This window comes from Aminobacter sp. SR38 (assembly GCF_014843375.1).
In the GTDB taxonomy this organism is placed as follows: Bacteria; Pseudomonadota; Alphaproteobacteria; order Rhizobiales; family Rhizobiaceae; genus Aminobacter; species Aminobacter ciceronei.
Genome location: NZ_CP062119.1, coordinates 148,570 through 160,755, shown reverse-complemented (window position 1 = coordinate 160,755; position 12,186 = coordinate 148,570). Strand labels below are relative to the sequence as shown.

The 12,186-nt window shown below is 61.6% G+C and carries 12 protein-coding genes and 1 pseudogene; 12 read left to right on the top strand and 1 reads right to left on the bottom strand.

Annotation, left to right across the window (positions count from 1 at the left end):
* Positions 1–198 precede the first annotated feature (198 nt).
* The gene (locus IG197_RS34070) at positions 199–1,518 is read left to right on the top strand and encodes a type II toxin-antitoxin system HipA family toxin (RefSeq protein ID WP_192321821.1); all 1,320 of its coding nucleotides are present in this window, start codon (positions 199–201) and stop codon (positions 1,516–1,518) included.
* Positions 1,519–1,520: 2 nt separating this feature from the next.
* A complete protein-coding gene (locus tag IG197_RS34065; protein ID WP_192321819.1) occupies positions 1,521–1,835 on the top strand; it encodes a helix-turn-helix transcriptional regulator in 315 nt (104 codons plus the stop codon).
* 49 nt (positions 1,836–1,884) lie between these two features.
* Here the strand turns inward: IG197_RS34065 and IG197_RS34060 are convergent.
* Positions 1,885–2,229: pseudogene (locus tag IG197_RS34060) on the bottom strand (DDE-type integrase/transposase/recombinase); the annotation flags it as partial.
* A 428-nt stretch (positions 2,230–2,657) separates the two neighbouring features.
* On the opposite strand from IG197_RS34060, the gene metC reads away from it, so the two are divergent.
* From metC to IG197_RS34010, 10 genes are read left to right on the top strand one after another with little or no spacing between them, the layout of a single operon-like run.
* The gene (metC, locus tag IG197_RS34055) at positions 2,658–3,866 is read left to right on the top strand and encodes a cystathionine beta-lyase (RefSeq protein ID WP_192321817.1); all 1,209 of its coding nucleotides are present in this window, start codon (positions 2,658–2,660) and stop codon (positions 3,864–3,866) included.
* A complete protein-coding gene (locus IG197_RS34050) occupies positions 3,856–4,431 on the top strand; it encodes a cysteine dioxygenase family protein (protein ID WP_192321815.1) in 576 nt (191 codons plus the stop codon). Before metC ends, IG197_RS34050 begins: the two co-directional genes overlap by 11 nt.
* A gap of 2 nt (positions 4,432–4,433) precedes the next feature.
* Positions 4,434–6,011 carry a rhodanese-like domain-containing protein gene (locus tag IG197_RS34045; protein ID WP_246765546.1) on the top strand — a complete coding sequence of 526 codons (1,578 nt, stop codon included), beginning with the start codon at positions 4,434–4,436 and terminating at the stop codon, positions 6,009–6,011.
* The gene (locus IG197_RS34040; RefSeq protein ID WP_192321813.1) at positions 6,008–7,243 is read left to right on the top strand and encodes an ABC transporter substrate-binding protein; all 1,236 of its coding nucleotides are present in this window, start codon (positions 6,008–6,010) and stop codon (positions 7,241–7,243) included. The genes IG197_RS34045 and IG197_RS34040 overlap by 4 nt, the downstream gene beginning before the upstream one ends.
* A 25-nt stretch (positions 7,244–7,268) precedes the next feature.
* Positions 7,269–8,135 carry a branched-chain amino acid ABC transporter permease gene (locus IG197_RS34035; RefSeq protein WP_192321812.1) on the top strand — a complete coding sequence of 289 codons (867 nt, stop codon included), beginning with the start codon at positions 7,269–7,271 and terminating at the stop codon, positions 8,133–8,135.
* Entirely contained in the window at positions 8,132–9,130 is a 999-nt protein-coding gene (locus IG197_RS34030; protein ID WP_192321810.1) for a branched-chain amino acid ABC transporter permease, read from the top strand. Before IG197_RS34035 ends, IG197_RS34030 begins: the two co-directional genes overlap by 4 nt.
* A complete protein-coding gene (locus tag IG197_RS34025; protein WP_192321808.1) occupies positions 9,127–9,936 on the top strand; it encodes an ABC transporter ATP-binding protein in 810 nt (269 codons plus the stop codon). The genes IG197_RS34030 and IG197_RS34025 overlap by 4 nt, the downstream gene beginning before the upstream one ends.
* Positions 9,929–10,684, top strand: coding sequence for an ABC transporter ATP-binding protein (locus tag IG197_RS34020; RefSeq protein ID WP_192321806.1), 756 nt, complete (start codon positions 9,929–9,931; stop codon positions 10,682–10,684). Before IG197_RS34025 ends, IG197_RS34020 begins: the two co-directional genes overlap by 8 nt.
* A complete protein-coding gene (locus IG197_RS34015; protein ID WP_192321804.1) occupies positions 10,681–11,307 on the top strand; it encodes a DUF1989 domain-containing protein in 627 nt (208 codons plus the stop codon). The genes IG197_RS34020 and IG197_RS34015 overlap by 4 nt, the downstream gene beginning before the upstream one ends.
* Positions 11,308–11,340: 33 nt before the next feature.
* Positions 11,341–12,129 carry an IclR family transcriptional regulator gene (locus tag IG197_RS34010; RefSeq protein WP_192321802.1) on the top strand — a complete coding sequence of 263 codons (789 nt, stop codon included), beginning with the start codon at positions 11,341–11,343 and terminating at the stop codon, positions 12,127–12,129.
* Positions 12,130–12,186 lie beyond the last annotated feature (57 nt).

Genomic DNA, 12,186 nt, shown 5'->3' with positions numbered 1-12,186 from the left:
TCTCACTCGGGTTCTCGCTCCGTTCGCCTTAGCGTACGATTTTAGGCAGTTCTTGTTCCGACCCCTCCTAGGACACAAAACGCTGTTTAGCCGAGTGAAAAGTGTGACCTCCGATTATGGGTTCTCCGATTATGAGCCTTTTGATGGGTTGTTAGTTGGTATTATCACGATTATATAACCCATCATGAGGGTTGTTTGATGATCATCACGCTTCAGACGTTTCTGGGTGACCGCTGGTTCGACGCTGCAGAGGTTTCTTTTGAGCAGCCCGACGCTGGTTTCCTCGCCGGAGCGACCGTCAGTTACGATGTCGATTACTTCGCTGAAAAAGGTGCGGTCGAATTCGCAGATGAACGCCCCGTCACGGACTTCCGGGCTGTCTCTTTCAAATATCCTTTAAGCTTGGCGGATAAGCGCACTCCGCGCTGGCCTCCATTCCTGCTTGACCTCCTCCCACAAGGCCATGCGCGTATCAGGCTCGCCAAGGCACTCGGACTTCCACCAGACAGCCGTGCCTCGGACCTACCGTTACTGATGCGATCCGGGGGCAGCACGATCGGCAATGTCAGGATCAAGGAAGCAGCCGAACAGGAAGCCAAACGCCTCCAAGGCGTTGTTCGCACGGGGCTAGCCCTTGACGACATCCTCGATCGCACGGATCTGTTCGTGGAAGTCGTCGACAAGCACGCCATGATCGCCTCCGGTTCTAGTGGCCTTCAAGGCGAGTGGCCAAAGGTTGCGCTGACGCTTGCTAAGGACGGACTGTACTATCCCGACCCTCTGGTGGCTGATGATGAGGCCGTCGAACACCTCATCGTCAAGCTTAAGCGCGGCGGCGACATTGACGGACTCATTCTTAAAACAGAGGCTGTTTACTCGCAGGTGGCCGCCCGCATTGGGCTGCATGTCCACGCACCATCGACAGCCGGAAACGGAACAATGATAATCCCCCGTTTCGACAGATACGTGGACGAACGTGGGCGCACAGCCAGGGTTGGTCAGGAGAGCATGACGTCCGCAGTCGGCGTGTCAGATTTCGGTCACATCGATGCTCACGAACGTTACGTGGAAATCGTGAAGGCCTATTCCGCGGATCCGCAGGCTGATGTGCTCGAGTATCTCAAACGAGATGCAACCAACCTAGCCATGGGAAATCCCGATAACCATGGCCGTAACACTGCAATGTCCAAATATTCCGACGGCGCAGCGAGGCTCTCTCCCCTTTACGACTTCGCGCCGATGAAGCTGGCGGATGACGTGATCGCACGCTCAACTAAATGGCGTTGCATGCAAGACAAAGGCTCCGATTACGCGCCTGATTGGTCGCGTGTATGCGACGCCGTCTCCGGTGACGGGGTTGACGGAACGGCGCTGGCCGAAGGGCTCGTGGCCTTTGCCGACGCTCTTGAAGCTGCGCCAGCCATCGCGATCGAGGAAGGTGCGCTTGCTGAGGCAGTAGAGCAAGCAACAGTGAGGTGCAGCGACGTGGTTGAGGCACTGCGCCGGGCGGTGAGGTAGATATGGCGAGATTCATCAGGCCAAGCAAAGAAGAGGTCAGGGCACGTCGAAAGGCCCTCGGCGAAAAAGCAGCGGCGGGCCGTTTGCGGTTTCCGGATGACCTTAAGGAGATCCGCATGACCTTTGGAAAGTCTCAAGAGGAGTTTGCTGCCTTGATCGGACTGACCCGCCGACAGGTCGCTGAGATGGAAAGCGGGAACGCTAACCCGACCTATGAGACGATTATGAGGGTTGGTCGCCTTTTCGGGTACGGGCTAGCCTTCGTGCCCGACCGCAGCGATGAAGCGGATGAAAACGTGCAAGGCTTTCGCTCCTAACTCTAAGTAGTGTCCCATTTAGTGACGCTCACATAGGGGTGCTGCCCTTCAGAAGGAAATCGATCGGGTTTCCGTGCTAGCGATGGCACGGTACAGGTAACGCCATTTGCCGCGGATCTTGACGCAGGGCTCGTCCCGAGCCGAAGTGCGGCCGCCGAAACGGGCGCAGCCGCTTATCGATCAGTGCTGCATAGGCGAGAACCCAGCGATTGATTGCACCGTGGTCTACCTTGAAACCGCGCCCGCCAAACATCTCCTCTAAGTTCGATAGCTGAGCGCATATCGCAGATATCAGGGTCACCGCCTGTACGATCAGCCATGCCTCGAAACGCCGCCCTTTGAAATCATCCTTCGACTGGCGCTTCAGTTTCTCGGCAATGACCTTCAGAAACATCGGTACGCTCCGCAACATCTGGAGCCGGAATTTCTCCGGCGTTTGTCGACATGCCGTTAACCAAGAAGATTTGCGACACGCCCCCCAAGCTTCTTCGATGAGAAGTCGAGCGCATTTGCTAGGACGGCCGGAGGGCCCGCTGCTTCCCAGGGCCTTCCTTCACGCCCGCAGATCCGTCATTTGGCCTCATCACCGCGCAGCGTTGACGATGTTTCAAATGTTGTGTAATATGCAATCAAGTTGCTAATAGTGCAACTAAACACAATCTGGCGGGGAGCGATAATGGCTAGGGCGACGGCGCCGGGCAGTTGCAGGTGGTCGATCGCCGGCGGGTGCTCCAGCCATCTCGTCTATCCCCTGTGCGATCTCGAGCCCGAGCACTGGGAGCCGCGACAAGCCAGTTCAGCCAAGGAGGTCCAGCGCGGTTCATGACGTCAGATCGTTCCCATCATCCCGACACGATCCTTGCCCATGCCGGGCGCAAGCCGGCCGAGTTCGGTGGGGTCGTCAACACGCCGGTCGTGCGCGCCTCGACAATTCTCTATCCCGATGTCGAGGCCTACAGAGCTTCTCGCTCGATCAAGTTCGGGTCGCTCCGCTATGGCCGCTACGGCACCCAGACCGCTATGGCGCTGGTAGAGGCGATGACGGAACTGGAGGGTGGTGACGGTGCCGTGCTCCATCCTTCCGGTCTCGCCGCAATTGCGATGACGCTACGCGCGCTGCTGTCACCCGGCGATCATCTGCTCGTGGTGGACTCGGTCTATGCGCCGACCCGCGCCTTCTGCGACGGGCAGCTCGCCATGCAGGGGATCGAGGTCTCCTATTATGATCCGGCACTCGGTGCTGATATTGCCGGTTTGTTCAAGCCGAACACCCGGGTCGTCTTTGCCGAATCGCCCGGCAGTCTGACCTTCGATATGCAGGACATGCCGGCTCTTTCCTCCGCCTGCAGGCCACGCGAGATCGCGCTGGTGGTCGATGGAACCTGGGCAACGCCGCTCTTCTGCAAGCCGCTGTCGCTCGGCGCCGACGTGGTCGTCCATTCGGCGACGAAATACATCGTCGGCCATTCCGACGCGATGCTGGGGGTGGCCGTCGCGCGCGACCCTTGGCGACTGAAGCTCGAAAAGTTCGCTGCCCTCAATGGCATCATCGCCGGACCGGACGATTGCTGGCTGGCACTGCGCGGGCTGCGGTCGATGGGCGCACGGCTGCGGCAGCATCAGGATTGCGCGATGGGCCTTTCGTCGTGGCTCGGGGTGCATCCTGCGGTCCGGCGCATCCTCTATCCCGCGCATCGTTCACATCCGGGCCACCCGATCTGGCGCCGTGACTTCACCGGTGCGAGCGGCCTGTTCGGCGTCGAGCTGGTGCCGTGCGATCCCGGCGCCGTCGACCGGTTCATCGATGCGCTTACGCTGTTCGGCATCGGGTCGAGCTGGGGCGGCTATGAGAGCCTCGTCTTGCCGGCGAGCCCGATGAGGACAGTTGGCGGGAAAACATTCGAAGGGCCGCTTGTGCGGCTCCACGCGGGGCTGGAGCACCCCGACGATCTCATTGCCGACCTCGAACAGGCATTGGCCCAGCTGGATTCAGCGACACGACAGGGACAGGAGAACCATCATGGCAAGTGACGATACGATCGAAGGCCTCGTTACCGAAGCCAAATCCATCCTGGTGGCGAAGGGCCTCAACCGCGAGAGCCTTGCCGAGGTCCAGGCGGTGATCGCGCGCGCGGCGGAGATCCCCGGTCACTGGTCGGCCGCGCGCTATCCCGATCCTGCGCCGGATGAGCGGCAGGCGCGCTATCTCATTCGGACCGAGCCCGAGGATGCCTTCACGCTCTATCTCAACGTCATGCGTCCGGGAAAGCTGATCGCGCCGCACAATCACACGACCTGGGCCTGCATCGCCGCCGTGGAGGGTACCGAACACAACACGCTTTACGAACGCATCGATGGCGGGACCGGGCCGGGCGCGGCGCAGCTTCGTGTCCTGCGCGCGGTGGACGTGGAACCCGGCAGCGGTGTCGCGCTTTTGCCCGACGATATTCACTCGGTTGAGATTCGCGGCGAACGCCCGATCCGGCATCTGCATTTCTATGGAAAAGCGCTCGAAGCGCTTACCGATCGCCTGGTCTTCGACCTGGAAAGGGGCGAGGCCAAGGTGATGACGATGACTGTCAAGACGAAGGGTTGATTATGCAGTCTTCCGACAAGCCGGCGATTATGAGTGCCGAAGATGTGGAGCGCGCGCTCGGAACGGGCGGGGAGATCGCCCTCATCGACGTGCGCGAGGCTGGCGAATTCGCGGCCGGGCACCTGTTCTTCTCGAGCTCGGTGCCGCTTAGTGTCTTTGAAGCACGTCTGCCGGATCTGGTGCCATCGACATCCTGCCGGCTGGTGGTCCTGGATGACGGCCATTCGGGTCGGGCGGAACGCGCAGCAAAGATTGCCCGGAGCTTCGGTCATGAGGATGTGCATGTGCTGGACGGCGGATGCGCGGCGTGGCGTGCCGGTGGCCGCGAATTGTTCGAAGGCGTGTTCGTGCCGAGCAAGGCGTTTGGGGAGGTCGCCGAACATGCGCTTCACGTCCCGTCTATCACTCCGGCTGAGCTCGCCGGATGGATCAGTGGCGGCAAAGACGTCGTTATCCTGGACGGCCGACCATTCGAAGAGCATCGCAAGATGAACATACCCGGCAGCATCTGCCTGCCGAATGGCGAACTTGCACTTCGCGCAACGAGCATCGTGCCCGATGACAAGACCCCGATCGTGGTTCATTGCGCCGGGCGCACCCGATCGATTGTCGGTGCGCAGATCCTGCGTGAAACCGGCATCCGCAATCCGGTCTATGCGCTCGAAAACGGGACGCAGGGCTGGGTGCTTGCCGGTCTTAATCTCGAGAAGGGCTCGACGCGAAGCGCCGAGGCATCGGTGCCGCTCGATGATTCCGAGACCTTAACGGCCACGGCGCGGCACCGCGCGGCGGAATGGAACGTACCGTTTATCGATGCGGTCACCTGCGGTCGCTGGCTTTCCGAGCCCGCGAGGACGACATATCTGCTCGACGTGCGCAGCCACCTCGAATACGCGGCCGGTCATCCGCAAGGCGCGATCCACGCGCCCGGCGGCCAGCTGCTGCAATCGACGGATAGCTGGCTGGCGGTTCGCGGCGCTCGCGTCGTGCTCGTCGACGACACCGGCTTGCGCGCGGTGACAGTCGGGCGTTGGCTCCGCTTGATGGGATGGGACGTTCATGTTCTCACCGGTGGGCTGGATATCTGGGGCAGCATCGCGGCGCCGCGCCGCCGGCAGCCCGATTTGCGCAGATTGCCGCTACAAGCGCCGGATCCGCGGGATCTCCCCGTTATACTCGACCTGCGTCCGAGCATGACCTATCGCGCCGGCCACATTCGCTCCGCGCGCTGGGTGCTGCGACCGATGCTGGCCGACGCGATCGCCGGTCTCGGCCAGGATTGGCGGATCGGTCTTTGCGGTAGAGATGAGGCTGCGACCTGGCTCGTGGCCGGGGACCTGAAACAGGCGGGCTTTCCCCGGGTAGAGTGGTATGGCGACGATCCCGCCGCCTGGGCAGCCGGCGGCTGCGAACTCGTCTCGACACCTGACATGCCCGACGATGCCGCCGCGATCGATTTCGTCTTCTTTACGCATGACAGACACAGCGGCAATCTCGATGCCGCACGCACGTATCTGGCCTGGGAAACCGGGCTGGTAGGCCGCCTCAATCCGCTCGAGCGACGCGCTTTCCGTCTTTGACAGCGGCAAAAGCATCCTTGACGGAAGGGCAATCGTCGCTCAATATTGCAACTATGTTGCAGTATAAGAAACTAAGAAAGGGGAATAAGATGTTTCCAAGAACTGCAGCAGCACTCCTCTCTTCCGTGCTCGTCCTTGCCGGCGCGCACTATACGCAGGCGCAGGAGGCCATTGTCATCGGAATGAGCAGCCCGCAATCCGGTGGTGCCGCCTATCTCGGACAGCACCAGAAATGGGGCGCCGAACTCGCCATCGAAGAGCTCAACGCGGGAGGCGGGGTGCTCGGGCGAAAGTTGGAACTTCTGGTTCAGGACAACCAGTGCAACCCGACCCAGGGTGCATCGAGCGCCGAGCAACTGATTGCCGTCGGCAAGGTTTCGGCGATTGTCGGCGCACTCTGCAGCTCGGCGACGCTCTCCATCATGCCGATCATCGAGAAGGCCGGGATACCGCTCGTCGTCGAAATCGCGACGTCGCCCAAGATCACCGAGCTTGCCGGTGCGGGCGGCAACAAGTGGACATTCCGCATTAATCCGTCGGACGCTGAACTGGCGATCGGGCTTGCCAATTATCTCACCCAGGCCGGACACATAAAGAAGATCGCCTTTGTCGGCGAGGACAGTGATTATGGTCGCGGCGGCCATGATGCGCTGGTCAAGATACTCAGTGCCAAGGGGCTTGAAATCGGCGCGGGCGATTTCTTCGCCCGCGACACGCAGGATTTTGCCGCCGTGCTGACACGGCTGGCCTCTGAGAAACCCGATGCCATCGCGCTCTATCTCAACGGTGCCGACGAACTCAACTTCCTGCGCCAGTATCGTGCTGCCGGTCTGGATATTCCGCTGACCGGTCGAGTCGAGTTCTCGGAGTTGCAGGAAGGCATCGTTGAGAGCGGTGCGATCGACGGGGCGACCAGCGTCTATCCCTATACCGACCAGATCAAGCAGGGGAAGAATGCGGATTTCGTCGCCAGTTTCATCAAGCGCTTCGGCGAAGTGCCCAACACCCAGAGCTATGAAGCTTATACGGCGACGCTGCTGGTGGCCGATGCCATCAGCCGGGCCGGTTCGAGCGAGCCTGCCAAGATCCGTGACGCGTTGCAGGCCAGCGACTTCAAGACCCCGCTCGGCGACACGATAAAGTTCGACGACCATCACCAGGCGCATCCGTCGGCGGTGATCCTCGAGATCGAGGGTGGCAAGGTGACCGTCAAGGGTCTCTTCAATACGTGAGCCTGAATAGGGAGAGGCCAATCCAATGCTGACTGCAACCTTGATCCTCAACGGGCTTGTCATGGGCGCCATCTATGCCCTGATCGGCGTCGGGCTTTCGCTGATCTTCGGTGTGCTCGAAATCGTGAACTTCGCGCATGGCCAGATTTTCGCGTTCGGCGCGCTGGCGCTCGCGGTTCTCGTCAATCACTTCGGATTGGCCTTCCTTCCCAGCGCGTTCGTGACCGTGCTGGTGGTCGCCGGCCTCGGCACCTTTCTCTACATCACGCTGCTCCAGTTCATCCGCAAGGGCGAATTCGAGCGCGGTATCATCCTGACGCTCGGTGTCGGCCTGATCCTCGAAAATGGCTTGCTCTACCTCTATGGCGCCACTCCGCAGATGGTCGACACAGCCTTCAACTTCAAGCATTTCGAGCTTCTCGGCTTCCGGGTGGAGCATATCAAGGCACTCGCCGTGCTCTTCTCGCTTATCTCCATAGGCGGCCTTCAGCTTCTCCTGACGCGGACGCGGTTCGGCATGGCGATCCGTGCGCTGTCCCAGAACCGCGAGGCGGCTATGGTGGTCGGCATGAAGCCCAAGGTGATCGCGGGCTATGCCGTCATCATCGGCTTCGCCCTGACCGGTCTTGCCGGTGCTGTGCTCGCGCCCGTCTTCACCGTCCATCCACTGATGGGCGCGCCGATGCTGTTCAAGGCATTCGCCATCGTCATCATCGGTGGCCTCGGCCATTTGCCCGGCGCGGTCGTGGCCGGCCTCATCGTCGGCGTGGTGGAAAGCCTGGCCGGCGGACTTGGCTCCGCCGCGCTGCAGAGCGCTGCAGTCTTCCTCATCATGATCGTCATGCTGCAGCTCCGTCCGCTCGGCCTCTTCGGAAAAGGAGCACGGATTTGACTCTTGCCGTAGCCACACCCGCGCACCGCCCGGCGCGCTCGACCTATCTCGTCGCGCTTGCCGTCCTGGCCGCGCTCTGCGCCCTGCCGCTCTTGGCGCCGGGAAACTATGTGCTGAGCATCGCGACGCTCGGCCTATTCTTCGCGGTCGCCAGCACCGGCCTCAACATCGTCTATGGCTATGCTGGGCTCCTGTCCTTCGCCCAGGTCGGGTTCTGGGGGCTCGGGGCCTATACGTCAGCGCTCGTCTCGATGGATCTCGGCCTTTCGCCCTGGCTGGGCATTGTGGCGGCCGGCCTCGTCTGCGGCGTCGCTGCCGTGATCGGCGGCTTTGCGGCGCTTAGGGTCTCTCGGGACGCATTCGTCATCGTGACGCTGTCCTTCAGCCTGCTGCTGCAGCTCCTGGCGCGCAACTGGATCAGCCTCACGCGCGGGCCTATGGGCATACCGGGACTGCCGAAGCCGGCGCTGACGATTCCCGGTATCGGCACGCTCGACGGCGCCGACCCGGCAGGCTTCTACTGGATCACGCTGATCTTCGCGGTGGTCATCATCGCGGTCGCCTATCGTCTCATCCATTCGCGCATCGGCCGCGCCTTCGTGGCGGTCAATATCGATGAAGCGCTGGCGAGCTCGCAGGGCATTCCCGTCTTTCGCACCCAGCTCGCCGCCTTCTGCGCTTCTGCGGTGATCGGCGGTCTGGCGGGCGGCCTCTATGTCTTCCATCTCGGCATCGTCGATCCCGGCATCTTCGACATGTACTATGCCCAGATGATGCTGATGATCGTCATCGTCGGCGGCGCCGGCTATTTCTGGCCGGTCCTGGCGATGACCGCCGTCTTCACCATACTGCCCGAGCTATTGCGGCTCGCGCCCGAACTTCGCCTCGTTCTCTTCGGCCTGATCCTGGTTGCGACCATTCAGTTCCTGCCGCAGGGGCTCGGCGGATATCTTCATGACATACGCGTCCGGCGCCTGAGGGGGATCGCGACATGAGCAGCAACCCGAAACCCGTCTTGCTCAAGGTCGACGGACTGTCGAAGAGTTTCGGCGCCGTCCGCGCCGTCGACGGCATAAACATGACGATCACGACCGGCGAGATCGTCGGGCTCATCGGGCCGAACGGATGCGGCAAGTCGACGACGATCGACTGTGTGACAGGCTTCGCCCGGCCGTCGGGAGGGAGGATCATGTTTGCGGGCAAAGATCTGACCGGCCTGAAGCCGGACCGGATTGCCGCGGCTGGCCTGTTGCGGACCTTCCAGAACGTTCGCGTCTACGATCGGCTGACATTGGTGGAAAATCTCGCCATCGCCCGCCAGTCGCATGACCGGCTCGCCTGGTGGCAGAGCTACCTCGGGACTTCGGCAACGCGTGCCTGCGAGGAGAAGGCACGCGAGCGCGGCCGCGAACTCGTCGATATCATCGGCCTGACCCGTCTTGCCGACATGCCGGCCGGCTTTCTCTCCTATGGGCAGAAGAAGCTCTTGGCGCTCGCCATGACGCTGATGGCGGATCCGGAGCTCGTCATTCTGGACGAACCGCTCGCTGGGGTGAACCCAACCGTGATCCGGCGCGTGGCCGAGCTGATCCTAAAGCTAAATCGCGAGGGTATTACGTTTTTGATCGTCGAGCACAATGTGCAGTTCATCATGCAGCAGTGTCATCGCGTGATCGTCATGGAGCAGGGCCGACAGCTCGCCAATGGCCCGCCCAATCTCATCTGGGAGGACGACCGCGTGCTTCAGGCCTATCTCGGCAGTGCCGACCGCGTTGCCAAGGAGCTTGCCTTCCATGCCTGAAACATCCGTGCTCACCATCAGCAACTGGTCCGTCGGTTATCTTGACCAGCCGATCGTCAAGGACTTCTCGGCCTCGTTCGAAGCCGGCACCGTGGCGAGCCTGATCGGCGGCAACGGCGCCGGCAAATCGACGCTGCTGAAATCGATCTTCGGCCTGAACAAGCTTTTCGCCGGCGAGATGAGTTTCGAGGGCCAGCCCGTTCACCGGCTTGCACCCGCCGACCGCCTGAAAGCCGGGATCGCCATCGTTCCGCAGGGCCGCTGCAATTTTCCGCAGATGAGCGTCCGGGAAAACCTGCTCATGGGCGGCTACGTGCTCTCGCCCGCTGCGGCGAAGATCGCCTTCGACAAGGTGGTGACGCTATTTCCGATGCTCGGGCGCAAGCTGCCGGAGATGGCGGGAAATCTGAGCGGCGGCGAGCAGCAGATTCTCGAGACCGCGATGGTCCTTCAGATCAATCCACGACTGCTGTTGCTCGACGAGCCCTCGCTCGGCCTTTCACCGCTTATGCAATCCGAGGTCTTCGAAACCGTGGACGATATCCGAAAGGAGGGCGTGACCGTCATCATGGCCGAGCAGAACGTGTTCGGCTCACTGATGATCTCCGACCGCGCCATCGTGCTCGAGCTCGGCCGAAAGTTCATGGACGGCCCGGCGCGGGAGGTCATGTACGATCCAAGAATTCGAACTGCATTTCTCGGCGGGGACCCTGCCCATGCCGACATCGAACAGGGAGTTCTGCAATGATTGCGACGCAAAGCCACCAGACCGATGCTCAGCCCGTAATCATCCCGGCACGCCAGGGTGTTGCCTTCCGGGTGGCCGCGGGACAGAAGCTGAAGATCATCAACACGCACGGCTCGCAGGTACTCGACACCTGGGCCTTCAATGCCGAAAACATGCTCGACTACATGTCGATGGAGCATACAAGGGCGATCAACAACCGGCTTTTCCCGGCGATCGGGCAGCGCTTCGTCAGCTGCGATTTTTTGCCGATGCTGACTGTTCTGGAGGATTCGTCCCCCGGCGTGCACGATACGCTGATGTGCTGCTGCAGCCTGAAGAGCTATCAGCGACTGAACTATCCCGGATATCACGACAATTGCCGGGACAATTTACATGCGGCGCTGGCATCGGCCGACCGGAAGCTTCCTTTCACGCCCGGTCCGCTCAATCTGTTCATGAACTTTCCGATTTCCAACAATGGCGACATCAGCCGCGATCCGCCGGTTACGAAACCCGGCGATTACATACTTTTTGGCGTGGAGATGGATCTTCTGATGGTGATTTCCGCCTGCCCGCAGGATATTCAGCCAGTGAACGGTGCCGGCAGGCAACCGACGGATGCCGCCTACCAGCGGCTGAATTGAACCCGATCGATCGCTTGTCAGGAAGTCAATCGAATGAAGACGCTAGATACGGCACTGCAGTTGCTGAGACTTTTCGAGACGGAGGAGCTGACACTGTCCGTCACGCAGATCGCCGACGCCACGGGGATGCCGAAGAGCAAGGTCTCACGCCTGCTCGCCGTGTTCCGGACGAACGGGTTTCTCGAGCAGGATCCGCAGACGCGGCGCTATCGGGTCGGGCTCGCGGCCTTTGAACTCGGAGCGAACTATGTTCGGGCGCAGCCGCTGGCGCGGGACGCGCTGCCGATCCTGCGCTCGATCGTCGAGCAGACCGGCCATTCCACGACCCTGAGCGTGATGCGCCAGAACCGGCTGCTTCACATCATGGCCGTCGAGGGTCCGCATTATATTGACGGACGCTGGCGTGTGGGCTCGCGGCTGCCGGTTCATGCGACCTCCGCGGGCAAGGTTATCCTCGCGGGCATGGAGCCCCGGGAGCTCGATGTCTTCCTGACGCACTATCCGCTGCGCGCGATCACGCCCGACACAGTGACCGATCCCGCCCGCCTGCGCGAGCAGGTGGCGGCGATCCGAGAGAGCGGTGTCGCGGTGACGCGAGGCGAAAGCAGCCCGGGGCTCGCGGCGATCGCCGTGCCGGTTATCGGACCGGATGGCGCGACGACGGCGGCGCTCGGGCTGATCATTCCCGACCAGTTTTTCTCCAAACCAGATATCAAGTCCTGGACCGCGTTGCTCCACCGCGAGGCGCGACGCCTGTCGATCAAGCAAGGTGCAGGTGACTATTCCTACGGTTCCTCGCTGGCGCTGTCGGCGGCGGGTTAAGTCCGGTCAAGGCTGTCGCGCGCTCAGTTGGCGCGTCACGTGAAGAAACTGAATTGC

Excerpts from the sequence above, each read along its gene's own strand:
- IG197_RS34070 (WP_192321821.1), top strand. The coding sequence starts at position 199 with ATGATCATCACGCTTCAGACGTTTCTGGGTGACCGCTGGTTCGACGCT.
- IG197_RS34065 (WP_192321819.1), top strand. The coding sequence starts at position 1,521 with ATGGCGAGATTCATCAGGCCAAGCAAAGAAGAGGTCAGGGCACGTCGA.
- metC (WP_192321817.1), top strand. The coding sequence starts at position 2,658 with ATGACGTCAGATCGTTCCCATCATCCCGACACGATCCTTGCCCATGCC.
- IG197_RS34050 (WP_192321815.1), top strand. The coding sequence starts at position 3,856 with ATGGCAAGTGACGATACGATCGAAGGCCTCGTTACCGAAGCCAAATCC.
- IG197_RS34045 (WP_246765546.1), top strand. The coding sequence starts at position 4,434 with ATGCAGTCTTCCGACAAGCCGGCGATTATGAGTGCCGAAGATGTGGAG.
- IG197_RS34035 (WP_192321812.1), top strand. The coding sequence starts at position 7,269 with ATGCTGACTGCAACCTTGATCCTCAACGGGCTTGTCATGGGCGCCATC.
- IG197_RS34025 (WP_192321808.1), top strand. The coding sequence starts at position 9,127 with ATGAGCAGCAACCCGAAACCCGTCTTGCTCAAGGTCGACGGACTGTCG.
- IG197_RS34020 (WP_192321806.1), top strand. The coding sequence starts at position 9,929 with ATGCCTGAAACATCCGTGCTCACCATCAGCAACTGGTCCGTCGGTTAT.
- IG197_RS34015 (WP_192321804.1), top strand. The coding sequence starts at position 10,681 with ATGATTGCGACGCAAAGCCACCAGACCGATGCTCAGCCCGTAATCATC.
- IG197_RS34010 (WP_192321802.1), top strand. The coding sequence starts at position 11,341 with ATGAAGACGCTAGATACGGCACTGCAGTTGCTGAGACTTTTCGAGACG.